Origin of the sequence: Gallaecimonas sp. GXIMD4217 (assembly GCF_038087665.1) — a bacterium.
In the GTDB taxonomy this organism is placed as follows: domain Bacteria; phylum Pseudomonadota; class Gammaproteobacteria; order Enterobacterales; family Gallaecimonadaceae; genus Gallaecimonas.
Genome location: NZ_CP149925.1, coordinates 1018461 through 1044324 on the forward strand (window position 1 = coordinate 1018461; position 25864 = coordinate 1044324).

The following is a 25864-nucleotide window of genomic DNA, read 5'->3' on the forward strand; positions in this document are numbered from 1 at the left end:
AGGCTCTGTCGTTTTTTGCCGTCGGCTCCAAGGAGAGACTATGAAGCGCCGAGAGAAGTGGCTGCTGTCCCTGGCTGTGATCCTGTTGCTCTATGTGGGGGCCACCGCCTGGTTGCTGCCCTGGTTTCTGAAGAACAGGGTGCCGGCCCTGGTGGCCGAGCAGCTGCCGGTACGGCTCACCCTTGGCGACGTCCGCTTCCGTCCCTTTGCCTGGCGCCTGGAGTTGGGGCCGGGGGCCCTGACCGACGCCAAGGGGCAGCCGCTGGCGTCCTGGCAGGCCCTGGTGGTGGACGCCAACTGGCGCAGCGCCGTTCATCTTGGGCCCTGGCTGGACGAGGTGCAGGGCCAGGGCGTGCAGCTCTGGGCCAGCCGCGATGGGGACGGCCGGCTCAACTGGCTGGAACTGCTGCCGCCTTCCGATGCACGGGCCCAGAGCTCAGAGCCGGCCAAGCCCTTCTATTATTCGCTGGCCGCCTTGAACCTGCGCCATGGCCGTATCCACTGGCTGGATGGCGATTTTCCCCAGCGCACCCTGAGCCTGGCCTACCTGGATCTGGACAATGTCACCAATATCCCCGAGCGGGGCGCCACGGCGCTGGCGCTGCTGGCCGGGCTGGCCGACGGCGGCATTGCCCTGCGCGGCGAGCTGGACTTGGCCAGGGAGAAGCTGGATCTCAACATCCTGGTGGGCGAGCTGGCACCAGAGGCGTTCTGGCACTATGTGAAGCCCCAGCTGCCCATGGACCTGCAGGGAGGCCGGCTGGCCCTGCGCGGCCGGCTGAGCGGGCCTTTCGGTGCTCCCAGCCTGAGCCTGGAGCAGCTGCACCTGGGCCAGGGCCGCCTGGACGGCGATGGCAACGAGGCCAGCCTGGCCTGGCAGGGCCTGGATGTCGCCGATCTGAGGCTGGATACGGCGCCGCTGTCCCTGGCGGTGGCCGGGATCACCCTGAACGGCCCTGAGCTCATTGCCAGCCGCAACATTGAGGGCCAACTGGACTGGCTGGCCCTGCTGCCGCCGGCAACCGAGACCGATCAGGCCAGTGCCGAGCCGGTGCCGATCAGCCTGGGGGCGCTGCGTATCGAACGGGGCCTGGTTGCCTTCCGCGACCAGGGCCTGCAGGGCGACTGGCAGCTGGGCATGGAGCTGCTGGCCAGGGAAGTGGCGCTGCCGGCACTGCCGGCCTTCCCGGTGGAGCTGGCGCTGACCCTGGGCGAGGGCAGGGTTGAATTGGCCGGCGAGCTGGAAGCGGCCAGGGGCGCCAGCCTGACCACCCACATCCGGGCACTGCCGTTGGCGGCCGCCGATGCCCTGGTGCGTCACGTCAGCCATGCCAGCCTGACCCAGGGCAGCCTGGATGGCGATTTCAAGCTGGATCTGAACTGGCAGGGCGAGCCGTCCGGCACCGTCCTGGGCGACACCACCATCAACAACCTGCTGCTGACCCGGGCCGGCTCCGACACGGCGCTGCTGAGCCTGCCAAAAGGTGAGATCAGCGCCATCGATCTGCAGCTGGCGCCGAAGATGCTCAGCATCGGCCGGGTCCACCTGGCCGGCCTGGATACCGGCCTCACCATCGAAAAAGACGGTGGCATTTCCTGGGCCAGCCTGCTTAAGGCGCAGCCGCAGGCCGATGGCGAAGAGAAAACGGACGATGCGGGCAAGGCCTTCGACTACCAGGTAAAGGCGATCCTGCTCGAAGACGGCCGCCTGGCCTTCGCCGACAAGAGCCTCAAGCCGGCTTTCGCCAGCCAGATCCACGGCCTGGGAGGCACCGTCAAGGGCCTGGCCAGCCACCCGGAAGCGGGCATGACCATCGACCTTAAGGGCCTGGTGGAAAGCCACGGCAGGGTGGCGGTCAGTGGCGGCCTGGCCCCGGCCGAACCCCTGCGTAAGACGGAAGTGGTCGCCAACTTCAGCAACCTGGAGCTGACCACTCTCACCCCCTACGCCCGGCGCTTTGCCGGCTACTACATCGATAAGGGCAAGCTGGATCTGATGCTGGACTACAAGATCCAGGAGGCCAGGCTCAAGGGCCAGAACAGGGCGGTGTTCGATCAGCTGGAGCTGGGCCAGAAAGATCAGGAGTCCGACGCGCCCAGCCTGCCCCTGGGACTGGCCCTGGCCCTGCTCAAGGACGGCAACGGCAGGATAGAGCTGTCGTTGCCGGTGGAAGGGGATGTGGATTCGCCCGAGTTTTCCATCGGCGGCCTGATCGGCAAGGCCTTCTTCAACGCCATCACCAAGGTGGTGACGGCGCCCTTCAGCCTGCTGGCTTCCCTGGTGGACTTCGATCCCGACAAGCTGTCCCAGGTGAACTTTGCGCCCGGAGAGGCCGGGCTGGATGACGAGCAGCAACAGGCCATGCACAAGGTGGCCGAGGCCCTGCACAAGCGGCCGGTGCTGGCGCTGGAGCTGCGTGGCCAGGTCACCGATCAGGACAGGCAGCAGCTGGCAAGCCTGGCCCTGGAGCAGGCCCTGGCCGCCGGCAGCAGCCTGGCGGCCCTCTATGACAGCCGCCATGGTCAAGGCAGCTGGCAGCAGCTGCCGGAGCCGGCGCGGGAGCAGCTCGCCCGCCAGCAGCTGCTGGCCAACTGGCCTGTCGGCGAGCTGGGGCTGCGGCAGCTGGCCCTGGACAGGGCCAAGGCCATAGGCGAGCTGCTGGTGGCGGATGGTATCGCCGCCGAGCGCATCTTCTACCTGGAGCCCGCGCCCATGGGGCGGGGAACCCCGACCCTGGCGCTCAATCTCACGGCAAAGTGACATCAAGGCGGCCCCTGTGGGCCGCCTTGTTGCAGGGGCCGGCGCCTATACTGCTAGGTATTCGTCAGGCACAAGGTAAGGGAGTGCTGGCCGCCAATGAGGGAGGCTAAGGAGCTTCGGAAGCTAAGCCAAAGCGGTGAACAGGCGCCTCAAGGCTGGCTGTGGCGCCGGATCCTGGCGCTGCTCAGCCGCCAGCCGCTGGATTTCGAGGAGGAGCAGCGGCGCCTGCTCTTTGGCGGCCTGTCGCTGGTGGCCCTGGGCATGTTGCTGTTGTTCGGCTGCTACCACCTGCTGGTCGGCCCCTTGCTGGAAGGGGGGCTCAACCTGCTGGTGGCCCTGGCCGTGGTGATCTGCCTGTGGCGGCTGCGGGGCCGGACCGACGGCAGGTGCTATTACCGGGGGGCGAGCCTGCTGTTCGCGCTGCTGTTTGTCTTCTTTGCCCTGCAGGGAGGAGACGACGGCGCCCGGGCCTTCTGGGTACTGACCTATCCCGCCTTTGCCTTCTTTATCGGCGGCAGCGCTTTTGGTGCCGTTGTCAGCCTGGCATTGCTGGCGGCCTGGCTGCTGATCTTCCTGTTGCCCACCGGCCTCACCGGGGCTCCCGAATACAGTGCGGGTTTCGCGATCCGCTTCGTGGCCAGCTACCTGACGGTGTTCTTCATCGCCCTCCACTTCGAGCGGATCCGCAGCCTCTATTCCAGGGCCGTCCTGCGCCATCAGCGACAACTGGAACAGGACAAGGCGGCCCTGCAGGCCTCCCAGGAGCTGATGCGGATCATGGCCCTCAGCGACGATCTCACCGGCATCGCCAACCGCAGGGCCATACTGGCGCAGCTGGATTCGGCCCTGCAGGAGGCCGGTCGAAGCGGTCGGGCCCTGACGGTGGCGCTGCTGGATATCGATTTCTTCAAACGGGTCAACGACAGCTTCGGCCACCTGGTCGGTGACATGGTGCTGGTGGCCTGCGTGAAGCGGATCCGAGAAAACATTCGTTGCGGCGATCAGCTGGGGCGTTACGGCGGCGAAGAATTCCTGCTGCTGCTGCCCGATACCGGCGCTGCCCAGGCCACGGTGCTGCTGGACAGGGTCCGCTGCAGCATTGCCGAGGAAAGCGTCGCCGTGGACGGCGGTGAGGTGGAGGTCACCATCAGCATCGGCACCGCCACCAGTAACGGCGAGCTGAGTGCCCGCGAGCTGCTGACGGCCGCCGACAACGCCCTGTACTGGGTCAAGGAGCACGGCCGCAACCAGGTAAAGGTTGGGTGAGCCTCGACAAAATCGCCTGGAGCGATTTTGCATGTCGTCGTAAGACGACAACCCGAAGGGCGAGGGCCAGGGAGGGTCCGAGTAACCAAAAAGCGCGGCTTTTTGCGCAGGCTGAGCGCGACAAAATCGTCGGGAGCGATTTTGAACATCGAAGCGAAGCGACGATGGCCCATAGGGCGAGGACAGGGATAGTCCGAGTAACCACAGGATGGCCGAGCCGGAAGGAACCACCAGGGATGGGTCCGGCTCTGTTGCTTGATGGGCATCCTGGAGCGATTTTGCATGTCGTCGTAAGACGACAACCCGAAGGGCGAGGGCCAGGGAGGGTCCGAGTAACCAAAAAGCGCGGCTTTTTGCGCAGGCTGAGCGCGACAAAATCGTCGGGAGCGATTTTGAACATCGAAGCGAAGCGACGATGGCCCATAGGGCGAGGACAGGGATAGTCCGAGTAACCACAGGATGTACCGGCCGGAAGGAACCGCCATGGATGGCTGTCGCCTTCACACTTCAATCCCCTTTCGGTGGGTTGCGCTTCGCTTAACCCACCCTACGACCTAAACCTTTGTCCAACCCCCAAATTCCAGACAAAAAAAAGCCCGCGACATTGTCGCGGGCAACACAACCACATTTGAAGGAAGGAAATTGATCCAGGGAACAACATTGACGTCGCACACCAGCATTGACGAGCAAAGGGTCTGCGGGAAAGCGTCAATCACACTACCAAAATCAATGTCAGCCGAGTTGCCGTCGGGCCCTCTCGTTGACGGGGTGCATTATGTTCCCGGCCTGGTCCGGCCACAACAGAGAAAAATTACCCTTTTTGATAAGAAAAACTAATGTGAAATTAATATGCATGTCATCAGCTGGCGCTAGCAAAACGGTTTTCTTGTAAAAACTACTTCTAAATCAGCTGCTTGTTTGTTTGTTCGTTTTTTGCGCCATTCAATCTTTTTGAATGTGTATCCAGTTGTAGCCAGGGGGGGCAAGTAGGATCTTTCGCCATTAATGGCTTGTCTGGCTGGACGAGGGCCCTCCCAGGGGCCAGTTCATGTTGGTATAGTCGGGAAAACAATGATTTCAGGGAGATAGCAATGAAGCGAGCCCTCGTTCTGGCCGCCGCCGGCCTGCTGGCGGCCTGTCAGCAGAGTCCGGACGCCAATACCGGTATCCAATACCCCGTCACCAAGCAGGTCGAGCAGGTGGATGATTACCACGGCACCCTGGTGGCCGACCCCTACCGCTGGCTGGAGGAAGACAACGGCGAGGTCACCGACTGGGTCATGGCCCAGAAGGACCTGGCGGACGGTTACCTGGCCGGGATCCCGGCCCGCAGCCGTTTCGAAAAGCGCATCACCGATCTCTGGAACTACGAGAAGTTCTCGGTGCCCTTCGAGCGCGGCGGCCGCATCTTCTATTACCGTAATGACGGCCTCCAGGCCCAGAGCGTGTTCTATGTCCAGGACGGCGAAGGTGCGCCGGCCCGGGTGCTGCTGGATCCCAACAAGCTCTCCGAAGACGGCACCGTGGCCCTGTCCGGGGTATCGGTGTCCAACAACGGCAAGATCCTGGCTTACGGCACCTCCGAGTCCGGCTCCGACTGGCAGACCTGGCGCTTCATCGACATCGACAGCGGCAAGCCGCTGGGTGACGAGCTGAAGTGGATCAAGTTCTCCGAAGCGGTCTGGGACCATGACGACAAGGGCGTCTTCTATGCCCGCTACGACGAGCCCAAGGGCGAAGAGGCCCTGTCCGGCATCAACTACAACCAGAAGCTCTACTATCACAGGCTGGGCCACAAGCAGAAGCAGGACAGCCTGGTCTACCAGAGGCCCGATCACAAGGAATGGGGCTTCGGCGCCGAGGTGTCCGAGGACGGCCGCTACCTGCTGATCAACGTCTGGAAGGGCACCGATTCGCGCAACCGCTTCTTCTTCAAGGATCTCAAGCGCCGCGACAACAAGGTGGTGGAGCTCATCGGTGAGCTGGAGGCTTCCTACAGCTTCATCGGCAACGACGGCCCTGTGTTCTACTTCCTCACCAACCTGGACGCCCCCAGGGGCAAGGTCATTGCCATCGACACCCGCAAGCCCGCCAAGGCCAACTGGCAGGTGCTGGTGCCGGAAGGCGACAACGCCATCTCCTCGGTGCAGCTGCTCAACGAGCAGTTCGTGGTCCAGGCCATGCGTGACGCCGTCAGCCGCCTCAGCATCTTCGAACGTGACGGCACCTTCGTGCGCCACATTCCGCTGCCCGGCAAGGGCACCGTCAGCGGCCTGACCGGCAAGCGTGACAAGGCCGAAGCCTTCCTCAGCTACAACTCCTACATCCAGGCGCCGGCCGTGTACCGCTACGACTTCGCCAGCAACAGGCTGCACGTGCACCGGGCGCCGCAGCTGGCCTATTCCCCCACGGACTTCGTCTCCGAGCAGGTGTTCTACCGCTCCAAGGACGGCACCAAGGTGCCGATGATGATCTCCTACAAGAAGGGCCTGAAGAAGGACGGCGCCAACCCGACCCTGCTCTATGCCTACGGCGGCTTCAACATCCCGCTGACCCCCAGGTTCAGCGCCGCCACCATCGCCTGGCTGGAGGCCGGCGGCATCTACGCGGTGCCCAACCTGCGCGGTGGCTCAGAGTACGGCGAGGCCTGGCACGAGGCCGGCATGAAGGACAAGAAGCAGAACGTCTTCGACGACTACTTTGCCGCCGCCGAATACCTGATCCGCGAGGGCTACACCCAGCCCGCCAAGCTAGGCGGCTATGGCCGTTCCAACGGCGGCCTGCTGATGGGGGCCGCCGTGACACAGCGTCCCGACCTGTTTTCCGCCGTGCTGCCGGCCGTGGGTGTGCTCGACATGCTGCGCTTCCACAAGTTCACCATAGGTTGGGCCTGGACCAGCGAGTATGGCAGCGCCGACAACGCCGAGGACTTCCCCTACCTGCGCGCCTACTCGCCGCTGCACAACGTCGAGGCGCGCGAGTACCCGGCCACCATGGTGATGACCGCCGACCACGACGACCGGGTGGTGCCTTACCATTCCTTCAAATTTGCCGCCGCCATGCAGGCCAGGCAGCAGGGTGAGGCGCCGGTGCTGCTGCGGGTGGAAACCAAGGCCGGCCACGGTGCCGGCAAGCCCACGGCCATGCGCATCCGCGAGTATGCCGATATCTATGCCTTCCTCTGGAAGAATATGGGCCTGAATTAACAAGTACATTCAGGGGAGCTTAAGCTCCCCTTTCTTATGGTGAGGAGAATTCGATGGAGCATCAGTGGCCGATCCGGGTCTATTACGAAGACACAGACGCCGGTGGCATTGTCTACCACGCCAACTACCTGAAGTTTTTTGAACGGGCCCGCACCGAAATGCTGCGCGGCCTGGGCATAGAGCAGGATGGGCTGTTGGCGTCCGGTATCGCCTTTGTGGTCCGCTCTGTTAAGATGGACAATCATTTGCCAGCCCGCTTTAACGAGGCCCTGACGGTGGTCAGCCAGGTGGTCAACCTGCGCCGCGCCAGCCTGACTTTTCAACAGCGCCTCGTGAATGAGCAGGGACAACTTTTATGTGAGGCGGATGTCCTGGTTGCCTGCCTGGATCAGAACAAGGGCAAGGCCAGCGGCATACCGTCCAGCGTTTTGGGAGTATTGAAGGGGTGAACGCAGAACTTTCCCTGTTTGACCTGTTCTGGCAGGCCAGCCTGCTGGTCAAGGCCGTGATGTTGTTGTTGCTGGCGCTGTCGGTCATATCCTGGACCCTGATCTTCCAGCGCTCCAAGGTGCTCAAGAGCGCCGCCAGCCAGTCCCGCAAGTTCGAGGACAGGTTCTGGTCCGGCGTCGACCTCGGCAAGCTCTACCACGAGCTCAGCGCCAGGGAAGAACACCTGGGCGGCATGGAGAAGATCTTCGTGGCCGGTTTCAAGGAGTTTGCCCGCCTCAGCAAGAGCGGCAGCCGCTCCCCGGTGGCGATCCTGGAAGGTTCCGACCGCGCCATGCGGGTGAACCTGAACCGGGAAGTGGAAGGCCTGGAATCGCACCTGTCCTTCCTGGCCACGGTCGGCTCCATCAGCCCCTATATCGGCCTGTTCGGTACCGTCTGGGGCATCATGAACGCCTTTATCGCCCTGGGTAACGTGCAGCAGGCCACCCTGTCCATGGTCGCCCCCGGCATCGCCGAGGCCCTGGTGGCCACCGCCATGGGCCTGTTCGCCGCCATCCCGGCCGTCATCGCCTACAACCGCTTCTCCCACAAGGTCGAGAAGCTGGATCAGGCCTATGCCAACTTCCAGGAGGAGTTTGCCTCCATCCTGCACCGCCAGGTCCACGCCAATGACGGGGGCCAGGCGGCATGACGGCACGTAAGCGCCGCCGCCCGGTGGCCGAGATCAACGTCGTACCCTATATCGACGTGATGCTGGTGCTGCTGATCATCTTCATGGTCACGGCGCCCCTGATCACCCAGGGCGTGAAGGTGGATCTGCCGGTGGCGGACTCCGAGCCGCTGCCGCCGGATTCCAAGCCGGCCGCCGTGGTCTCCATCACCAATGACGGTCAGTACCACCTGCAGGTGGGTACCCAGAGTGCCGAGCACTACGACGAGCTGGAACAGCTGGTGGCCGTGGTGGCCGCCCAGCGTGAAATCGAACCCCAGACGCCGGTGGTGATCCGCGGCGATGGCGACGTGCCCTACAAGGCGGTGGTGCTGTTGATGGCCTCGCTGCAGAAGAGCGGCGTCGACAACGTCGGCCTGATGACCGAGCCCGAGGAGCAGTAAGGCATGCGTGAGACTCCCATGGGATGGCCTCTGGGTGCCTCCATCGGCCTCCACGTGGTGCTGGGCCTGTTCCTGGGCCTGAGCCTGGATTTTTCCGAGCCGCCGCCCATGCCGCAGCCCCAGGGCCAGCCCATCGCCGCCAAGGCGGTGGATCAGAAACTGGTCGAGGATCAGGTCAAGCGCCTCAAGTCCGAGAAGGCCGCGGCACAGAAGGCCGAGCAGGACCGCCAGCGCAAGTTGGAAGAACAGAAGAAGGCCGAGCAGCGCCGCATCGAGGAACTGAAGCGCCAGCGCGCCGAGCAGGAGCGCAAGCGCATCCAGGCCGAGAAGGCCGCCGCCGAGGCCAAGCGCCAGCAGGAGCTGGAGCGCAAGAAGGCCGTCCAACTAGAGAAGGAACGCAAGCAGAAGCTGGCAGAGAAGCAAAAGGCCGAGGCCGAAGCCAAGGCCGCCGCCGAGCGCAAGCGCAAGGAAGAGGCCGCCGCCAAGGCTGCCGCCGAGAAGCGCCGCAAGGAAGAAGAGGCCAGACGCAAGGCCGAGGAAGCGCGCAAGAAGGCGGAAGCCGAACGCAAGCGCAAGGAAGAGGAAGCCAGGCGCAGGGCCGAGGAAGAGCGTCGCCAGCGCGAGCTGGAAGCCCAGCTGGCCGCCGAGCTGGAAGCGGAAACCGCGGCCCGCTCCCAGGCCAGGCAACAGCAGGTGCTGTCCGAGCTGGACAAGTACCGGGCGCTGATCATCAATACCATCCAGCGCAACTGGGTGGTGGATGACTCCATGCGCGGCAAGGAGGCGGTGATGCGCATCCAGCTTGGCGGCGGCGGCTTCGTGGTCGACGTGAGCTATGTGAGTGGCGACAGGGCGGTCTATGACTCTGCTCGCAGGGCCGTGTACAAGGCGGGGACCCTGCCGGTGTCGCCGGATCCGGAAGTCTTCGCCAAGATGAAAGACATCAACCTGACAGTCAAACCACAATTCTAAAGGGGTAACTGTGCGCTTTATAACGACCTTAGTGGCAGCGCTGGCGCTGATGGCCTCCCAGGCCAAGGCGGCGCTGGACATCGTCATCACCGAAGGGGTGGATACCGCCAGGCCGGTGGCCATAGTGCCGTTCAGGATGGACGGCGGCGCCATGCTGCCGATGCAGCCGGCCGACGTCATCGGCAGCGACCTGCGCAACAGCGGCAAGTTCTCGCCCCTGGCGACCAACGTCATGCCCCAGCTGCCGGCCAGCCTGGCTGATATCGACTACGACGCCTGGGCCGCCCAGGGCGTCGAGGCCGTGGTGGTGGGGTCCGTCAAGCCCTACGGCGGCGACCGCTACCTGGTCAGCTTCGAACTGGTCGACGTGCTGCGCGGCCAGATCACCGGCGGCAACCAGGCCCGCCTGCAGGGCGGCAAGCTGGTTCAGTCCAGTGCCCATATCCTGGAATCCCGGGAGGCGGTGATCTCCGCCAAGCAGTTCCGCCAGTATGCCCACCGCATGTCGGACATCATCTACGAGAAGCTGACCGGCGAACGCGGCGCCTTCCTGACCCGTATCGCCTATGTGGTCATGGACAGCGATCCCGTCTACCCCTACAAGCTGATGGTGGCGGACTACGACGGCTTCAACGAGGCGGTGGTGACCCGGGCCAAGGAGCCGCTGATGTCGCCCAGCTGGTCACCTGATGGTTCACAAATTGCTTATGTGTCATTCCAGAACCGTACCGCCGAGATTTATATTCAGAACATCTACACGCAGAAGCGGGAAAGACTCACCTCTTTCCCGATGATCAACGGCAATCCCATCTGGTCTCCGGACGGCAAAAAACTGGCCATGGTGCTGTCCAAGGACGGCAACCCGGAGATCTACGTAATGGATATCGCCAGCCGCCGTGTGGAGCGTCTGACCAACCACTACGCCATCGATACGGAACCGTCCTGGTACCCCGACAGCAGGGCCCTGGTGTTCACCTCCGAGCGGGGTGGTCGGCCGCAACTTTATCGTGTAGATTTAGCGAGTAAATCCGTTAAACGCTTGACGTTTGAGGGAGAAATGAACCTCGGGGGTTCTGTCAGCCCGGATGGCAAATCACTGATTATGGTCAACCGGACCCAGGGTAACTACCGGATCGCGCGCCAGGACCTGGATACAGGTGCGCTGCAGGTTCTGACGCGCACAGACTTGGATGAATCTCCCAGTTTGGCTCCCAATGGCAGCATGATCATTTATGCCACGCTGCACAGGGGCCAGAAAGTGCTGGGCTTGGTGTCGGTTGACGGGCGCTTCAAGGCCCGCCTGCCGGCACGCCAGGGACAGGTAAAGGCTCCGGCCTGGTCACCCTTTTTATAACTAAACCATTGCACTATCGAAAACCATAAGGACCTAAGGATGCAAACCACCAAACTCCTCAAAGGGATGATGCTGGCCCTGCCGATCCTGGCACTGTCAGCTTGTTCTTCCACTTCCGGCACCGACGCCGAAAGCCAGACCACTGCCAACCAGCAGGTGGAAGAAGTGGTCACCGGTACCGTTGAGCCGGTACTGACCGCCGAGGAAAAGCAGCGCCTGAAAATGGAAGAGCTGCGCCGCGAGCACATCATCTACTTCGACTTCGACAAGTACGATGTACGCTCCGAGTTCGCCGAGATCCTGGAAGCCCACGCCGCTTACCTGCGTGACAACGCCAACGTCAAGGTGCTGATCGAAGGTCACGCCGACGAGCGCGGCACTCCCGAGTACAACATCGCCCTGGGCGAGCGTCGCGGCAAGGCCGTCAAGCAGCACCTGATGGGCCTGGGCGTACTGGACTCCCAGATCACCCTGGTTTCCTACGGTGAAGAGAAGCCGCTGGATCCCCGCCACAGCGAGGATGCCTTCTCCAAGAACCGTCGTGCCGTTCTGGTCTACTAAGCCATGAAGCACAAGCTGACAAGTCTCGTCTTGTTGGCCGGTCTGTCCGGCGCTGCCTTGGCAGCGCCGGCGCCCGTTGTAGAGGCCGGTGGCGATCTGGAATCTAGAATCGCCCGGCTCGAGCGCATGCTGGAAGCGCGTAACCGTAGCCAGCTTGAGATGCAGCAACGGCTGACGGCACTGCAGGACGAAGTCCGTGAGATCCGCGGCACCACCGAAGAGCACGACTACAAGCTGGGCCAGATCCTCGATCGCCAGCGCGAGCTTTACAAGGAACTGGACAGACGCCTGAGCGCTGCGCCGGTTACCCAAACCCCCACTGCCACAGCGCAGCCCGCCGTGGACTACAGCAGCAACCTCAGCGAGAACGAGTCCTACGACAGGGCCGTCAATCTGGTCAAGGAAAAGCAGTACGAGCAGGCCATCAAGGCCTTCCAGGGCTTCCTGAAGCAGTTCCCCAATTCCAGCTATGCGGCCAACGGCCACTACTGGCTGGGGCAGCTCTATTATCGCGACCGCAAGATGGCCGAGGCCAAGAGTGCCTTCGAGCAGGTGGCCAACCGCTACCCGAACTCCAACAAGCGGGCCGATGCCATCCTGAAACTGGGCCTGATCGCCCAGGACCAGGGGGACGCGGCGGCCGCACGTGGTCATTACGAAAAAGTGGTGCGCGAGTACCCCAGTTCCACTTCAGCCAAGATGGCAAAGGACAGGCTCAGCCGCCTGAAGTAAGCTTGCCGGAAGACGCCCTGCTGGCTTTTTGCGCAAACGGCCTTGGGGGTGTCATTTTTGGTTGCATGGCGCCGGGAATTGAGTAAGATAGGCGCCCGTTGGGTCGTTAGCTCAGTTGGTAGAGCAGTTGACTTTTAATCAATTGGTCGATGGTTCGAGTCCATCACGACCCACCAGCATTTATAAGAGCCTGCTATAGCGGGCTTTTTTGTCCCCAGGGACAGGCCGCCGGGGCACCTGAAGGGCGCCGGGGCAAAGAAGAATTAAAGTGGGTCGGCCGCTCAGTTGGGTGAGATGCGAGGAAGACGCAGCATCGAACGCGAGTCAGGACGACGAGCCGGAAGGCGCGCCAGGACGACTGGTACCACCGAAAGACAATCGAAGAATTCAGTGGGTCGTTAGCTCAGTTGGTAGAGCAGTTGACTTTTAATCAATTGGTCGATGGTTCGAGCCCATCACGACCCACCACTTATTCAGGCCGCGGGCCATGCCGGAAGGCGGCCAGGATGCTGGCAGACAGTCGAAGAATTCAGTGGGTCGGCCGCTCAGTTGGGTGAGATGCGAGGAAGACGCAGCATCGAACGCGAGTCAGGACGGCTGGTACCACCGAAAGACAACCGAAGAATTCAGTGGGTCGTTAGCTCAGTTGGTAGAGCAGTTGACTTTTAATCAATTGGTCGATGGTTCGAGTCCATCACGACCCACCACTTATTAAGGCCTCAAGGCGCGCCAGGACGCTGGCAGACAATTGAAGAATTCAGTGGGTCGGCCGCTCAGTTGGGTGAGATGCGAGGAAGACGCAGCATCGAACGCGAGTCAGGACGACGAGCCGGAAGGCGCGCCAGGACGGCTGGTACCACCGAAAGAAAATCGAAGAATTCAGTGGGTCGTTAGCTCAGTTGGTAGAGCAGTTGACTTTTAATCAATTGGTCGATGGTTCGAGTCCATCACGACCCACCACTTATTAAGGCCGCAGGGCCATGCCGGAAGGCGGCCAGGACGCTGGCAGACAATCGAAGAATTCAGTGGATCGGCCGCTCAGTTGGGTGAGATGCGAGGAAGACGCAGCATCGAACGCGAGTCAGGACGACGAGCCGGAAGGCGCGCCAGGACGGCTGGTTCCACCGAAAGAGAATCGAAGAATTCAGTGGGTCGTTAGCTCAGTTGGTAGAGCAGTTGACTTTTAATCAATTGGTCGATGGTTCGAGTCCATCACGACCCACCACTTATTAAGGCCGCAGGGCCATGCCGGAAGGCGGCCAGGACGCTGGCAGACAATCGAAGCATTCAGTGGGTCGGCCGCTCAGTTGGGTGAGATGCGAGGAAGACGCAGCATCGAACGCGAGTCAGGACGACGAGCCGGAAGGCGCGCCAGGACGGCTGGCACCACCAAAAGACAATCGAAGCATTCAGTGGGTCGTTAGCTCAGTTGGTAGAGCAGTTGACTTTTAATCAATTGGTCGATGGTTCGAGTCCATCACGACCCACCACTAATCAAGGAACCCCGCCACTGGCGGGGTTTTTTGTTGTCCAACGACTAACTGCGCTATAATGCGCCGCCACGTCAGGTGGTAGTGAGTTCGGTGACGTTATGACAGATATGCCCCAGGTAGTAGATATCGATTACCCCTTCCCGCCCAAGCCGGCCCCCCTCAGCGAGGCCGAAAAGGCGGACTACAAGGCCAAAATCAAGCAGCTCCTGAAAGAACAGGATGCGGTGCTGGTGGCCCATTACTACACGGATCCGGAGATCCAGGCCCTGGCCGAAGAGACCGGTGGCTGTGTATCCGACTCCCTGGAAATGGCCCGTTTCGGCAAGGAACACCCCGCCAAGACGCTGATCGTGGCCGGCGTGCGCTTCATGGGCGAAACCGCCAAGATCCTCAGCCAGGAAAAACGGGTGCTGATGCCGACCCTGGAGGCCACCTGTTCACTGGACCTGGGCTGCCCGGCCAAGGAGTTCAGTGCCTTCTGCGACGCTCACCCGGACCACACCGTGGTCGTCTACGCCAACACCTCCACCGCCGTGAAGGCCCGGGCCGACTGGGTGGTGACCTCCAGCATCGCCCTGGAAATCGTCGAGCACCTGGACAGCGAAGGTCACAAGATCATCTGGGGCCCGGACCGTCACTTGGGCTCCTATATCGCCAAGGAAACCGGCGCCGACATGATCCTCTGGCAGGGCGCCTGCATCGTCCACGACGAGTTCAAGGCCAAGGCCCTGCGTGACCTCAAGGCCGTGTACCCGGACGCCGCCGTGCTGGTACACCCGGAAAGCCCGGCCAGCATCGTCGAGATGGCCGATGCCGTCGGCTCCACCAGCCAGCTGATCAAGGCGGCCCAGGATCTGCCCAACAAGCAGCTGATCGTGGCCACCGACAGGGGTATCTTCTACAAGATGCAGCAGCTGTGCCCGGACAAGGAGTTCATCGAGGCGCCCACCGCCGGCAACGGCGCCACCTGCCGCAGCTGCGCCCATTGCCCCTGGATGGCCATGAACGGTCTCAAGTCCATCCATGATGCCCTCACCGCCGAGGACAAGAGCCCCCACGAGATCTTCGTGGACGAGGCCCTGGGCGAGAAGGCGATGGTGCCGCTGAACCGCATGCTGGACTTCGCCAAGAGCCTCAACATGAAGGCCAAGGGCAACGCCTGAGGGTACGTAAGAGTAGGAAAAGCCGCCATTTAGGCGGCTTTTTCGTCTCTTTGTCTAAAAGCTCGCCGAACGATACTTTTTCTCTAAAAAGCGGTTGACCGGGCGGCGGCCATTACCTAATATAGCGCCCCGTCGACAGGGGAAAGCAAGCGCAGAACGCTGGCGACGAAATAATTTGGTGAGGTGTCCGAGTGGCTGAAGGAGCACGCCTGGAAAGTGTGTATACGGCAACGTATCGAGGGTTCGAATCCCTCCCTCACCGCCATATTGAAGCTAGAAAGCCCGCTGAAAAGCAGGCTTTCTGCTATCTGGCGTCCGGTTGCAAGCGTCCGACTCGGCCGTAGGAGCCTCGCGCTCGGCTGCACGCAAGCCGCGCTTGCGTTTCGAGCCTCGCCCCTCACCGCCATATAAAAGAAAAAGCCCCGCTCAATCGAGCGGGGCTTTTTCTTTTTTTCCGGTTTGGGAAGACTTGGTTCGAAGCCTTGGGTTCGACAAAGCGGCAGGATAGCCGCTTTGCACAGCCAACGGCTGCCCAAAGGGCGAACGCCAGGGATGGCGCGAGTGGATCCCTCCCGAAGGCCCGCTTATATGTGGCCGTTTTCTAACATGGGGATACAGGTGCCTGGTGTTGCTGATGGCCGCACTTAACTGCACCCTTCCAATGCCAACAACGCCTCCTTGCGCCACAGGCCGCCGGCATAGCCGGTGAGCTTGCCGCTGGCACCCAGCACCCGGTGGCAGGGCACTATGACCGATAGCGGGTTGCGGCCGTTGGCGGCGGCCACGGCCCGCACCGCGCTGGGGCGGCCCAGTGCTTCGGCCAGCGCCTTGTAGCTGTACGTGTGGCCGAAGGGAATGGCCCTGAGCCCGGCCCAGACCTGCTGCTGAAAGTCGGTGCCCTTGGGGGCCAGTGGCAGCTCGAAGTCGCGGCGATGACCGGCGAAGTACTCGGTCAGTTGGCGCCGGGCTTCCAGCAGCACCCAATGCTTGCTGCCGTCGTGCCAGGCCGGGCTTCGGCCAGGGTGGTGCATCTGGCCGTCGAAATAGGCGGCCGTCAGGGCCGACCCGTTTGCCACCAGCAGCAGCTGGCCCAGCGGGGTCTTCATTTCCAGGCAATGGTTCATGGCTGTCTCCTTCAGGGCTGCTTCTGCGCCAGGCTGCGCCACAGGTGCATGACGGCGTACGAGCGCCACGGGCGCCAGGGCTCGGCCAAGGCCTGCAGCCGTTTCCCGTTCGTTTCGCCCAGGGCCTTCTTGACGCCGTGATCGGCCGTCAGGAAGCGATCAGGGCAGCCCAGGGCGCGCATGGCGATATAGTCGGCCGTCCAGGGGCCTATGCCCGGTAACGCCAGCAGCCTGTCGACCTGAGCGTCCACGTCCTGGCCCGGTTTCAATACCAGCTCGCCGTCGGCCACGGCCCTGGCCAGCGCCAAGATGGCCCTTGAGCGGCTGGCCAGGATCCCGAGCCGGCCAAGCTGATCCTGGCTTGCCTGCGCCATCCTTTCCGGTGACGGGAAGCTGTAGGCCAGTTCCTCGAAAGGCGTTTTCAACGGCTCGCCCAAGGCCGTGACGAGGCGGCCGGCCAGGGTATGGGCCGCCTTGACGGTGACCTGCTGGCCGAGGATGGCGCGCACGGCCATTTCGAAGCCGTCAAAGGTGCCGGGCAGGCGCAGGCCGGGGGCTCCGGTCGCCAGCTTGCCAAGCGCCGAGGCCACCTCGTCCGGCCGGCACCAGAGATCGAAGCAATGCCTGGCCCCGGCCACGAGCTGGGGCAGCACGGGCGCCAACGACTGGCTGATGCTGAGGGTGATGGCATTCCCGGCGCTGCTTGCCTCCAGCCAGCCGCTGTGTTCGCCAAGTTGCAGCGTGCGGCGATAGTGGCCGCCCGTTATGGACTCGACGCCGCGGATCAGCCGCTGCGACAAAAAGGCCAGCAGCGCCGGCCAGTCGAGCGGCGGCACGAAGGGCAGCGTCAAGGTGATGGGGCTGTCACCGGCCGATTTGCCCTTGCGCAGCTCGGTCGGGGCCAGGCGGTAGCGTTCCTTGAAGAGGTGGTTGAAGCGGCTGAGGCTCTGGAAGCCGGCCGTCATGGCAATGGTGGCAACGGGCAGCGCCGTGTCGGTGAGCAGTCGCTTCGCAAGCAGCAGCCGCTGGGTCTGGAGATAGCGGACCGGGGTCGTGCCAAGCTCCTGCTCGAAGACCCGCCGCAAATGCCGGTCGGAGACGCCGAGTTCGCTCGCAAGCGCTGCCAGGCTGCCGTCATGGCCGGATTCGAGGCGCTGCAAGGTGGCGCGGACGAGCCTGTCCTTGGCGTCTATGGGGGCGAGGCCGGGGGCAAGCTCGGGCCGGCAGCGCAGGCAGGGCCGAAAGCCGGCGTCTTCGGCGGCAGCGGCGGAGGAAAAGAAGCGGCAGTTCTCGGGCTTAGGCGTCTTGGCCGTGCAGACGGGCCGGCAATAGATGCCGGTGGTGACGACGCCGACGAAGAGACGGCCGTCATAGCGGGCATCATTGCTGGTGATGATGGGGTAGCAGGTGCTGGTTTCCAACATGGGGGCTCCTGTGTTCATGGAGCCATCATAGGCCGTGGGGGCGGCGAAAGCTTGCCGTTTTCGGACCTGGATTTTCAGATGAAGTCGCAGGGGGCCGAGAAGGTCATCCGCTTGCCGCTGTAGGGGTGGTGAATGCTGAGGTCGGCGGCATGGAGCAGGAGCCGGGGCGAGGCGGCAAGGGCGTCTCCCGTGGCATAGAAGCGGTCGCCAAGGATGGGGTGGCCAAGCTCAAGCATGTGGACCCGGAGCTGGTGAGAGCGGCCGGTGATGGGAATGAGCTCGACAAGGGATGAGTGAGCGTCTTCGGACAGGACGTGGTAATGGGTCTGGGACGGCTTGCCGTTTTCAAGGCAGACCATCTGCTTCGGCCGGTTCGGCCAGTCGCAGATCAGCGGCAGATCGACCGTGCCTTCCTTTTTCTCTAAGTGACCCCAGACCCTGGCCAGGTACCGCTTCGCCGTTTCCCGCTCCCGGAACTGGCGCTTGAGCTCCCGCTCGGCGTCCTTGCGCAGCGCCAGCACCATGATGCCGGACGTATCCATGTCGAGGCGATGGACGACATGGGAGCCGGGATGCCGCTCCAGGACCCGGGCCCAGACGCTGTCCCTGTGGGCCGGATCCCGGCCCGGCACCGACAGCAGGCCGCTTGGCTTGTTGACGACGAGGATGTCCTTGTCTTCATGAAGGATGTCCAGCCAGGGGCTTTGGGGCGGTTGGTATTGGAACATGGCGCACTTTCTCTCAAGCGGGGCGCTAAAGATACCGCAACGGCGCGTCCCGCGCATCCACCTTGCCCTTCGACAAAGCCTTGACTAGACATGAATGTGACCCCGTTGTCTCGGGCCAATTCCCTTCCATTTCGGAGACAGACCCATGTCAGTGAACAAGGATAAGATTGTTAAAGGTGTGCAGGGCGCCGCCCTGGCCATGGCCGCTGCGGCGCTGTTCAGCTCGCCGGCCCTGGCCGGCGGCGACAAGCACGGCAAGAGCGCCTCCCACGAGGTGCATTGCTATGGCGTCAACGCCTGCAAGGGCCACAACGACTGCAAGGGCGCAGACAACGCCTGTGCCGGCCAGGCGTCCTGCAAGGGCACCGGCTTCGTCACCATGTCCGCCAAGGCCTGCAAGGATGTTGGCGGCAAGAAGAAGGACGACTGGCGCGGCAAGGTCGACAAGGCCGATCTCGTCAAATGCCACGGCGTCAACGCCTGCAAGGGCCACAACGACTGCAAGACCGCCAAGAACGCCTGTGGTGGCCATGCTTCCTGCAAGGGCACCGGTTTCGTGAAGATGTCGGCCAAGGCCTGCAAGGACATTGGAGGCGAGGTTGGCGAATAAGCACGCCGGGCCCGCAGCAGCGGGCCTTTTGTCACAGCCCCTGGGCTTCGGCCTGGGGCTCAGATCCGATCATTACCAGGACGTGCTCGACCAGGAGCCCAAGGTGGACTGGTTCGAGATCATCTCCGAAAACTTCATGGTGGCCGGCGGCAAGCCCCGGTATTACCTGGATGCCGTCGCCGAACGCTATCCCATCGTCATGCACGGGGTGTCGCTGTCCATCGGCTCCGTCGAGCCCCTGGACTGGGATTACCTGCACGCCCTCAAGGCGTTGGCCGACCACGTCCAGCCGGCCTGGCTTTCCGATCACCTCTGTTTCACTTCCGTCCATGGCGTCAACAGCCATGATCTGCTGCCGCTGCCCTATACCCGGGAGGCCGTTCACCATGTGGCCGGACGGGTCCGGCAGATCCAGGATTTCCTGGGCCGGCGCATCCTGCTGGAAAATGTCTCCAGCTACCTGAGCTACAAGGACGCCGAGATGAGCGAGTGGGATTTCGTCAACGCCGTCGCCGCCGAGGCCGACTGCCTGCTGTTGCTCGACGTCAACAACATCCATGTCAGTGCCGTCAATCATGGCTTCGACGCCCTGGAATACCTCCAGGCGATGGATCCGGGCCGGGTGCAGCAGTTCCACCTGGCCGGCCACAGCAACCAGGGCGACCATCTGATCGACACCCACGACCAGCCGGTGCCGGATCCGGTCTGGGAGCTGTACCGCCACGCCATGGCCCGCTTCGGCCCGGTCAGCACCTTGCTGGAACGGGACGAGCATATTCCGCCCCTGGCCGAGCTGGTGATGGAGCTGGACAAGGCCAGGCAACTGGCCGCCACTGTGCGGGGAGCGGCCTGATGGCACTGGCCGAACTGCAAGGCGCCTTCCTCGCCGCCCTGAAGGGGGAGCCGGATGCGCTGCTGGCCCAAGTGGCCGAGCAGGGCCCCCTGGCCCCCGCAGACAGGATTGCCATCTACGGCAATGCCTATCGCCTGCGCCTGGCCGCCGTTTTGGAGACCGATCACCCCATGTTGGCGCTGTACCTGGGGGATGAGGCCTTCGGCGAGCTCTGTGAGGGCTATATCGACCACCACCCCTCCCGCCACAAGTCGCTGCGTCATTTCGGCGAGGCGCTGCCGGCCTACCTGGTCGAACAGGCGCCCTTTGCCGAGCATCCGCAACTGGCCGAGCTGGCCCGTTTTGAACGCCTGCTGCTGGATGCCTTCGACGGCGCCGATGGGGCCAGGGCGGCACCGGGCTGCCTGGCCGAGCTGGCACCGGAGCACTGGCCAGGGCTCAGGCTGGATTTCCATCCCTGCGTCAGGGTCTTTGAAACACGCTGCAACGCGGTGCCCATCTGGCAGGCATTGAAGGCGGACGAAATGCCACCGCCGCCGCTGCTGGCACCGGGCCGCTGGCTCATCTGGCGCAGCCGGGACAGGCTGACCGAGTTTCGGCATCTGGATGAGGACGAAGCCCTGTTGCTGCGGCTGTTGTTGGTCGAGGGGGTGATCTTGGCCGAGGCCTGCGAGGGCCTGGCCGAGACGCTGCCGGCCGAGCAGATCCCCAGACTGTTGCAAAGCAGCCTGGGGCGCTGGCTCGAGGACGGCATCATCACCGTCCTGCGGCGCTAGCCGGCATACAAAAAAGCCCCCTGGCGGGGGCTAAAGGTCTTCTCGGGTAGAAACTCAGTAGGCGTTGGCCGGCAGCGGGGCCTTCTGGCCGAAGCCCTGCAGGCGCCAGGCGAACAGCGCCAGCAGCAGGCCGCCCCAGGCGAACAGCACGTCGCCCGGCACCCTCAGCCACACCAGGGTGTGGATGATGTCCTGGTGCAGGAACTCGGGGCTGCGGGCCGCCCAGTAGCTGACGTCCACGGCTTCGAAGAACTGCAGGAAGCCAACCGGGGCCAGGGACATGAAGCACATGGCGGCCAGGCCGATGTTCAGGCTCCAGAAGGTCCACTTCAGGATGTTGTCGTTCCAGAAGCGGTTCTCGCTCATGCCGCGCAGGCAGAACAGCAGCAGGCCGATACCCAGCAGGCCGTACACCCCGAACATGGCGGCGTGGCCGTGCAGCGGCGTGGTGTTCAGGCCCTGCACATAGTAGAGGCTGATGGGCGGGTTGATGAGGAAGCCAAGCAGGCCGGCACCAACCAGGTTCCAGAAGGCACAGCCGATGAAGAACATGATCGGCCAGCGGTACTTCTCGACCCAGGGCGCGGCCTTGCCGAGACGATAGCTCTCGTAGGCCTCGAAGCCGATCAGGGCCAGGGGCACCACTTCCAGGGCACTGAACACGGCGCCCCAGGCGATGAAGGACACGGGGGCACCGGTGAAGTAGAGGTGGTGCAATGTGCCGAGGATGCCGCCGGTCAGGAAGATGGCGGTGGCGAAGATGACCTGGGCATTGGCGGTAGCGGCGCGGATCAGGCCCATGCGGGTGAACAGCAAGGCGATGACGGCGGTGGCAAAGACCTCGAAGAAGCCTTCAACCCAGAGGTGCACCACCCACCAGCGCCAGTACTCGGCCAGGGCGATGTGGGTGTGGCGACCCATCATCAGGCCGGCGGCGTACATCAGGCCGATGGCGATGGTGGACAGGAACAGGATCCACATCACCGGCTTGTATTCGCTTTCGCCTTTCAGGGCCGGAGACAGGGCGCGGGTGACCAGGGCCAGCCAGATCAGCAGGCCGGCGAACAGCAGGATCTGCCAGAAGCGACCCAGATCCACGAACTCGTAGCCCTGGTGGCCGAACCAGAAGTTTTCACCCAGGGTGAACACCTGCTGTACGCCCAGCCATTCGCCGGCCATGGAGCCGACCACCACCAGTACCAGTGCCACATAGAGCACGTTGACCAGCAGTGCCTGGAACTTGGGTTCCTTGCCGGACAGGGCCGGGGCTATGTAGAGGCCGGTACCGAGCCAGGCGGTGGCGACCCAGAACACGGCCAACTGGGTGTGCCAGGTGCGCACCACTGAGTAGGGCAGGATGTCGGACAGCTGGATGCCGTAGAAGGCCTGACCTTCCACCGCGTAGTGGGCGGTGATGCCGCCAAGCAGGATCTGGCCGAGGAACAGGGCGATCACCGTCCAGAAGTACTTCTTGGTGGCCTTCATGGAGGGGGTGATGACCATGGCGTCCAGGGGATCCTGGTCGGGGGCCTTGAGCTCATGCTCGTCCTTGGTGCGGGCATGGTGCCAGGCCAGCACGCCGATGCCGGCGATCAGGAACAGCACGGAGATCAGCGACCAGCCCAGCAGGTTGCCCTGGGGGGTGTTGCCCACCAGCGGCTCGTGGGGCCAGTTGTTGGTGTAGCTGACATCTTCGCCGGGCCTGTTGGTCACGGTTGACCAGGCAGTCCAGAAGAAGAAGCCGGCCATGGCCTGGCGATGCTCCTGGTTCGGGATGGGATTTTCCTTGATGGCGTAATCCTCGCGAACAGGTTGCATGGCCGGATCGTCGCTGAACAGGCGGTCGTAGTAGTCGACCAGTTCGGCGAAGGCCCTGGCCCGGGCTTCATCGACGATGATGGCGTCCTGGCGGGCGTCATAGGTGTTGGTGCGGACCTTCTCCTGCAGCTGGGCACGGAGCATGGCCTGGGTGGCATTGGGCGCCAGCTCGTAGTTCTCGAAGCCCTGGGTCACGGCCAGCTGATCCAGGATCAGCAGCGCTTCCCGGTGCAGCCAGTCGGCGGACCAGTCCGGCGCCACATAGGAGCCGTGGCCCCAGATGGAGCCTTGTTGATGGCCGCCCATGGAGCGCCAGGCGTCCTGGCCACGCTCGATGTCGGCCTTGGTGAGGAGGACCTCACCGGATTGGGTGATCACCTTGGCGGGGATGGGCGGTGCTGCACGGTACAGCTGTCCTCCCAAGAGCCCCAGCACGGTGAAGGAAACGCTGAACACCAAAAATAGTGCCAGCCAGAGTCTTTTTTCCTTGCTCATGACATGCTCCCACAGCGGGTTGGTTATTGTGGTATCGAATATGTCACAAATATACAGGTATGCGTAATGCTACTTTTGATCTCGATCATAGGGTGCTGAGGAAATTGAAATTTCCACAATAAAATACCGGGTAATCCTCGCCCGAAAGTTGACCCAAGTCAGTGTTATAAGGAGGGAGCTGTCTAGACTGGAGGCGTCAAGTATCCATAAGAAAGGGAGCGTCCCATGAAAGTTAGAAGTGTCGTTGCTGCCGTTGCCATGAGCCTGAGCTTTGGTGCCCTGGCCAAGAGCCTGCCGGTTGAAGAAGCCATACTGACAGCGCCGCCCATGGTGCCACCGCCGATCAGCCGTGACCATGCCGCCAAGGTGGTAGTGCGGATGGAAACGGTGGAGAAGGTCATGAAGATGACCGACGGGGTCGAGTACATGTACTGGACCTTCGGCGGCTCCGTGCCGGGCAGCTTTATCCGGGTCAGGGAAGGGGACGAGATCGAATTCCACCTCTCCAACCACCCCAGCTCCAAGATGCCCCATAACATCGACCTGCATGCGGTCACAGGTCCGGGTGGCGGCGCCGCCTCCTCCTTCACCGCCCCGGGTCACACCTCCACCTTCAGCTTCAAGGCCCTCAACCCCGGCCTCTATGTCTACCACTGCGCCACCGCGCCTGTGGGCATGCACATCGCCAACGGCATGTACGGCCTGATCCTGGTCGAGCCCGAGGAAGGCCTGCCCAAGGTCGACCGCGAGTACTACGTGATGCAGGGCGACTTCTATACCAAGGGTGAATACGGCGAAGCCGGCCTGCAGCCCTTCGACATGGAAAAGGCCATCAACGAGGATGCTGACTACGTGGTCTTCAACGGCTCTGTGGGCGCCATGACCGGCGACAACGCCCTGACCGCCAAGGTTGGCGACAGCGTTCGCCTCTACGTGGGTAACGGCGGCCCCAACCTGGTCTCCTCCTTCCATGTCATCGGCGAGATCTTCGACAAGGTCTATGTGGAAGGCGGCGATACAATCAACCGCAACGTCCAGACCACCCTGGTGCCGGCCGGCGGCAGCGCCATCACCGAGTTCAAGCTGGACGTGCCCGGCAACTTCATCATGGTCGACCACTCCATCTTCCGCGCCTTCAACAAGGGCGCCCTGGGCATGATCAAGGTGGACGGCAAGGAGGACAAGGTCGTCTATTCCGGCAAACAGGCCGATACCGTCTACCTGCCGGAAGGCTCCGCCATCCAGGATGTGGACGGCGAAGCGCCCAAGCCGGTCACCGCCAAGAGCAAGGAGGAGCAGATCCGCTTCGGCCAGCGCGTCTACGAGGCCAACTGCCAGGCCTGCCACCAGGGTAATGGCCAGGGCATCCCGGCTGCCTTCCCGCCCGTGGCCGGCTCTGACTTCCTGAACGCAGACCACCAGCGTGCCATCGACGTGGTGCTGCACGGCCTGTCCGGCCCCATCAAGGTCAACGGCAACGCCTTCGACAGCGTCATGCCGGCCATGCGCCTGTCCGACGAGGACGCCGCCAACGTGCTGACCTTCCTGCTCAACAGCTGGGACAACAAGGGCGGCAAGGTGACCCCGGCCCAGGTGGCCGAGCGCCGTAAGAACGGCAAGCCGGTCAAGTTCGACGGCAGCGTGCACTGATGCTGACGGCACTGGTATTGGCGGCCAGCGCCGCCATCACCAACCAGGGCGGGGACATGGTGTCCCTGCCCGCCGGCCTCTATCGGCCGCTGTATCTCAGCAAGGACAGTCCCCTTGTCCAGGTGGCGCCCTTCCAGCTGGACAGAACTCCGGTCACCAACAGGGACTTCCTGGCCTTTGTGTCCGCCAACCCCAAGTGGGCGCCGGCGCGGATCCCCGGCCTCTTTGCCGAGAACGGCTACCTCAGCCACTGGAGCGGCGGCCGGCCCAGGACCGTGGAGCTGGACAGCCCGGTGACCCGGGTATCCTGGTTCGCCGCCCAGGCCTATTGTCGGGCCCAGGGCAAGCGCCTGCCCAGGGTGGCGGAATGGGAATTCGCGGCCCGGGCATCACAAAGCCGTGCCGACGGCAGCAGCGAGCCTGGCTATAACCAGCGCATCCTCAGCTGGTATGCCAGGCCCAATGCCAAGGTGTTGCCGGCCGTGGCCCAGAGCGCCCCCAACTTCTGGGGCCTGCACGACATGCATGGGCTGATCTGGGAATGGACCGAGGACTTCAACTCGGCCCTGGTCAGCGGCGAATCCCGGGCCGACAGCAGCCTCAACACCAACCTGTTCTGCGGCAGCGGTGCCGCCGGGGCGGCCGACCCCAGCGACTACGCCGCCTTCATGCGATTCGGTTATCGCGCCAGCCTCAAGGCGCGCTTCACTCAGGAAAACCTGGGCTTCCGTTGTGCCCGGGATGGAGATATTACGGATGAAAACCCTTAAGACACTGGCCCTGGCCGCCATGCTGGCCAGCGGATTGGCCCAGGCCAAGCTGCCGGACGACTCCCTCTACCAGCTGGACAGCCATTGGCAGAACCAGGATGCCGGCCACTTCATGTTGCCGGCCCTGCAAGGCAAAAAGCAGGTGGTGGGCATGATCTACACCCACTGTCTGCACACCTGCCCGATGATCGTGGCCAACATGCAGTCGGTGCAGAAGGCGCTGCCCGAGGGCGAGCGCGACAAGGTGGGCTTTGTGCTGGTGTCCCTGACCCCGGACAGCGACACCCCCAAGGTGCTCAAGGATTTCGCCAACAAGCGCGGCCTGGGCGAGGACTGGACCCTGCTGACCGGCACCGAGAGCGACGTGCGGGCCCTGGCCCTGGCCCTGAATATCCAATACAAGGCCACCATGGACGGTGAGGTCGCCCATTCCAACGCCGTGTCGGTGCTGGATGAGCAGGGCCGGCTGCTGTTCCAGGAAGTGGGCCTGCCACAAGGGGCCAAGGCCATGGCCGAGCGGGTCCTCAAGGGCGAATAAGGGGGCG

At 63.2% G+C, this 25864-nt stretch carries 21 protein-coding genes and 7 tRNA genes; 24 read left to right on the plus strand and 4 right to left on the minus strand.

The annotated features are described in order from the left end of the window. Positions 1–40 precede the first annotated feature (40 nt). The 18 genes from WDB71_RS04985 to WDB71_RS05070 all read left to right on the plus strand — a co-directional run bounded on the left by WDB71_RS04985 (position 41) and on the right by WDB71_RS05070 (position 15336). Positions 41–2761: a DUF748 domain-containing protein gene (locus WDB71_RS04985; RefSeq protein WP_341503542.1), complete on the plus strand. Its 2721-nt coding sequence runs from the start codon at positions 41–43 to the stop codon at positions 2759–2761. Positions 2762–2857: 96 nt separating this feature from the next. Continuing rightward, positions 2858–4027: a GGDEF domain-containing protein gene (locus tag WDB71_RS04990; protein ID WP_341503543.1), complete on the plus strand. Its 1170-nt coding sequence runs from the start codon at positions 2858–2860 to the stop codon at positions 4025–4027. Positions 4028–5118: 1091 nt separating this feature from the next. Next, complete coding sequence (locus WDB71_RS04995) at positions 5119–7233, plus strand: prolyl oligopeptidase family serine peptidase (RefSeq protein WP_341503544.1); 2115 nt, start codon at positions 5119–5121, stop codon at positions 7231–7233. Positions 7234–7286: 53 nt separating this feature from the next. Then, a complete protein-coding gene (gene ybgC, locus WDB71_RS05000) occupies positions 7287–7682 on the plus strand; it encodes a tol-pal system-associated acyl-CoA thioesterase (protein WP_341503545.1) in 396 nt (131 codons plus the stop codon). A gap of 59 nt (positions 7683–7741) precedes the next feature. Next, complete coding sequence (gene tolQ / locus WDB71_RS05005; protein ID WP_341504182.1) at positions 7742–8374, plus strand: protein TolQ; 633 nt, start codon at positions 7742–7744, stop codon at positions 8372–8374. Beyond that, positions 8371–8796: a protein TolR gene (tolR, locus tag WDB71_RS05010; RefSeq protein WP_341503546.1), complete on the plus strand. Its 426-nt coding sequence runs from the start codon at positions 8371–8373 to the stop codon at positions 8794–8796. The genes tolQ and tolR overlap by 4 nt, the downstream gene beginning before the upstream one ends. Before the next feature lie 18 nt (positions 8797–8814). Further along, positions 8815–9768, plus strand: a complete 954-nt coding sequence (gene tolA, locus WDB71_RS05015; protein WP_341503547.1) for a cell envelope integrity protein TolA — start codon at positions 8815–8817, stop codon at positions 9766–9768. A gap of 49 nt (positions 9769–9817) precedes the next feature. Next, positions 9818–11122 carry a Tol-Pal system beta propeller repeat protein TolB gene (gene tolB, locus WDB71_RS05020; protein ID WP_341504183.1) on the plus strand — a complete coding sequence of 435 codons (1305 nt, stop codon included), beginning with the start codon at positions 9818–9820 and terminating at the stop codon, positions 11120–11122. A gap of 39 nt (positions 11123–11161) precedes the next feature. Next, the gene (pal, locus tag WDB71_RS05025) at positions 11162–11683 is read left to right on the plus strand and encodes a peptidoglycan-associated lipoprotein Pal (RefSeq protein WP_341503548.1); all 522 of its coding nucleotides are present in this window, start codon (positions 11162–11164) and stop codon (positions 11681–11683) included. A 3-nt stretch (positions 11684–11686) separates the two neighbouring features. Further along, on the plus strand, positions 11687–12415 hold the full coding sequence (ybgF, locus tag WDB71_RS05030; RefSeq protein WP_341503549.1) for a tol-pal system protein YbgF: 729 nt from the start codon (positions 11687–11689) through the stop codon (positions 12413–12415). A gap of 100 nt (positions 12416–12515) precedes the next feature. Next, positions 12516–12591, plus strand: a tRNA-Lys gene (locus tag WDB71_RS05035). Between the two features lie 216 nt (positions 12592–12807). Further along, a tRNA-Lys gene (locus WDB71_RS05040) sits at positions 12808–12883 on the plus strand. 163 nt (positions 12884–13046) lie between these two features. Beyond that, positions 13047–13122 (plus strand) — tRNA-Lys (locus WDB71_RS05045). Between the two features lie 177 nt (positions 13123–13299). Then, a tRNA-Lys gene (locus tag WDB71_RS05050) sits at positions 13300–13375 on the plus strand. A gap of 189 nt (positions 13376–13564) precedes the next feature. Then, positions 13565–13640 (plus strand) — tRNA-Lys (locus WDB71_RS05055). A gap of 189 nt (positions 13641–13829) precedes the next feature. After that, a tRNA-Lys gene (locus WDB71_RS05060) sits at positions 13830–13905 on the plus strand. Between the two features lie 101 nt (positions 13906–14006). Further along, positions 14007–15071 carry a quinolinate synthase NadA gene (gene nadA, locus WDB71_RS05065; protein WP_341503550.1) on the plus strand — a complete coding sequence of 355 codons (1065 nt, stop codon included), beginning with the start codon at positions 14007–14009 and terminating at the stop codon, positions 15069–15071. A gap of 177 nt (positions 15072–15248) precedes the next feature. After that, positions 15249–15336 (plus strand) — tRNA-Ser (locus WDB71_RS05070). Positions 15337–15715: 379 nt separating this feature from the next. On the opposite strand, the gene WDB71_RS05075 is transcribed toward WDB71_RS05070, so the two are convergent. The 3 genes from WDB71_RS05075 to rluA form a co-directional block, all read right to left on the minus strand. Next, complete coding sequence (locus WDB71_RS05075; protein WP_341503551.1) at positions 15716–16195, minus strand: methylated-DNA--[protein]-cysteine S-methyltransferase; 480 nt, start codon at positions 16193–16195, stop codon at positions 15716–15718. 11 nt (positions 16196–16206) lie between these two features. After that, positions 16207–17619, minus strand: coding sequence for a DNA-3-methyladenine glycosylase 2 (gene alkA / locus WDB71_RS05080; protein WP_341503552.1), 1413 nt, complete (start codon positions 17617–17619; stop codon positions 16207–16209). Between the two features lie 74 nt (positions 17620–17693). Beyond that, on the minus strand, positions 17694–18347 hold the full coding sequence (gene rluA, locus WDB71_RS05085) for a bifunctional tRNA pseudouridine(32) synthase/23S rRNA pseudouridine(746) synthase RluA (protein ID WP_341503553.1): 654 nt from the start codon (positions 18345–18347) through the stop codon (positions 17694–17696). 145 nt (positions 18348–18492) lie between these two features. On the opposite strand from rluA, the gene WDB71_RS05090 reads away from it, so the two are divergent. The 3 genes from WDB71_RS05090 to WDB71_RS05100 are packed head-to-tail and all read left to right on the plus strand — an operon-like array spanning position 18493 to position 20586. After that, positions 18493–18957 carry a hypothetical protein gene (locus WDB71_RS05090; protein WP_341503554.1) on the plus strand — a complete coding sequence of 155 codons (465 nt, stop codon included), beginning with the start codon at positions 18493–18495 and terminating at the stop codon, positions 18955–18957. A gap of 28 nt (positions 18958–18985) precedes the next feature. After that, positions 18986–19810 (plus strand): DUF692 domain-containing protein, encoded by an 825-nt coding sequence (locus WDB71_RS05095; protein ID WP_341503555.1) that lies wholly within the window; start codon positions 18986–18988, stop codon positions 19808–19810. Then, entirely contained in the window at positions 19810–20586 is a 777-nt protein-coding gene (locus WDB71_RS05100; protein ID WP_341503556.1) for a DNA-binding domain-containing protein, read from the plus strand. The genes WDB71_RS05095 and WDB71_RS05100 overlap by 1 nt, the downstream gene beginning before the upstream one ends. Positions 20587–20640: 54 nt before the next feature. Here the strand turns inward: WDB71_RS05100 and WDB71_RS05105 are convergent, their stop codons facing one another. Further along, on the minus strand, positions 20641–22899 hold the full coding sequence (locus tag WDB71_RS05105) for a nitric-oxide reductase large subunit (protein WP_341503557.1): 2259 nt from the start codon (positions 22897–22899) through the stop codon (positions 20641–20643). Between the two features lie 225 nt (positions 22900–23124). Between WDB71_RS05105 and nirK the strand changes: the two genes are divergently transcribed. From nirK to WDB71_RS05120, 3 genes are read left to right on the plus strand one after another with little or no spacing between them, the layout of a single operon-like run. Beyond that, complete coding sequence (gene nirK / locus WDB71_RS05110) at positions 23125–24549, plus strand: copper-containing nitrite reductase (protein WP_341503558.1); 1425 nt, start codon at positions 23125–23127, stop codon at positions 24547–24549. Further along, positions 24549–25319 carry a formylglycine-generating enzyme family protein gene (locus tag WDB71_RS05115; RefSeq protein ID WP_341503559.1) on the plus strand — a complete coding sequence of 257 codons (771 nt, stop codon included), beginning with the start codon at positions 24549–24551 and terminating at the stop codon, positions 25317–25319. Before nirK ends, WDB71_RS05115 begins: the two co-directional genes overlap by 1 nt. Beyond that, positions 25306–25857 (plus strand): SCO family protein, encoded by a 552-nt coding sequence (locus tag WDB71_RS05120; RefSeq protein WP_341503561.1) that lies wholly within the window; start codon positions 25306–25308, stop codon positions 25855–25857. Before WDB71_RS05115 ends, WDB71_RS05120 begins: the two co-directional genes overlap by 14 nt. Positions 25858–25864 lie beyond the last annotated feature (7 nt).

Bases quoted from the DNA above. Each gene is read 5' to 3' on its own strand.
- WDB71_RS04985 (WP_341503542.1), top strand. From the start codon at position 41: ATGAAGCGCCGAGAGAAGTGGCTGCTGTCCCTGGCTGTGATCCTGTTG.
- WDB71_RS04990 (WP_341503543.1), top strand. From the start codon at position 2,858: ATGAGGGAGGCTAAGGAGCTTCGGAAGCTAAGCCAAAGCGGTGAACAG.
- WDB71_RS04995 (WP_341503544.1), top strand. From the start codon at position 5,119: ATGAAGCGAGCCCTCGTTCTGGCCGCCGCCGGCCTGCTGGCGGCCTGT.
- ybgC (WP_341503545.1), top strand. From the start codon at position 7,287: ATGGAGCATCAGTGGCCGATCCGGGTCTATTACGAAGACACAGACGCC.
- tolQ (WP_341504182.1), top strand. From the start codon at position 7,742: ATGTTGTTGTTGCTGGCGCTGTCGGTCATATCCTGGACCCTGATCTTC.
- tolR (WP_341503546.1), top strand. From the start codon at position 8,371: ATGACGGCACGTAAGCGCCGCCGCCCGGTGGCCGAGATCAACGTCGTA.
- tolA (WP_341503547.1), top strand. From the start codon at position 8,815: ATGGGATGGCCTCTGGGTGCCTCCATCGGCCTCCACGTGGTGCTGGGC.
- tolB (WP_341504183.1), top strand. From the start codon at position 9,818: ATGGCCTCCCAGGCCAAGGCGGCGCTGGACATCGTCATCACCGAAGGG.
- pal (WP_341503548.1), top strand. From the start codon at position 11,162: ATGCAAACCACCAAACTCCTCAAAGGGATGATGCTGGCCCTGCCGATC.
- ybgF (WP_341503549.1), top strand. From the start codon at position 11,687: ATGAAGCACAAGCTGACAAGTCTCGTCTTGTTGGCCGGTCTGTCCGGC.
- nadA (WP_341503550.1), top strand. From the start codon at position 14,007: ATGACAGATATGCCCCAGGTAGTAGATATCGATTACCCCTTCCCGCCC.
- WDB71_RS05075 (WP_341503551.1), bottom strand. From the start codon at position 16,195: ATGAACCATTGCCTGGAAATGAAGACCCCGCTGGGCCAGCTGCTGCTG.
- alkA (WP_341503552.1), bottom strand. From the start codon at position 17,619: ATGTTGGAAACCAGCACCTGCTACCCCATCATCACCAGCAATGATGCC.
- rluA (WP_341503553.1), bottom strand. From the start codon at position 18,347: ATGTTCCAATACCAACCGCCCCAAAGCCCCTGGCTGGACATCCTTCAT.
- WDB71_RS05090 (WP_341503554.1), top strand. From the start codon at position 18,493: ATGTCAGTGAACAAGGATAAGATTGTTAAAGGTGTGCAGGGCGCCGCC.
- WDB71_RS05100 (WP_341503556.1), top strand. From the start codon at position 19,810: ATGGCACTGGCCGAACTGCAAGGCGCCTTCCTCGCCGCCCTGAAGGGG.
- WDB71_RS05105 (WP_341503557.1), bottom strand. From the start codon at position 22,899: ATGAGCAAGGAAAAAAGACTCTGGCTGGCACTATTTTTGGTGTTCAGC.
- nirK (WP_341503558.1), top strand. From the start codon at position 23,125: ATGAAAGTTAGAAGTGTCGTTGCTGCCGTTGCCATGAGCCTGAGCTTT.
- WDB71_RS05115 (WP_341503559.1), top strand. From the start codon at position 24,549: ATGCTGACGGCACTGGTATTGGCGGCCAGCGCCGCCATCACCAACCAG.
- WDB71_RS05120 (WP_341503561.1), top strand. From the start codon at position 25,306: ATGAAAACCCTTAAGACACTGGCCCTGGCCGCCATGCTGGCCAGCGGA.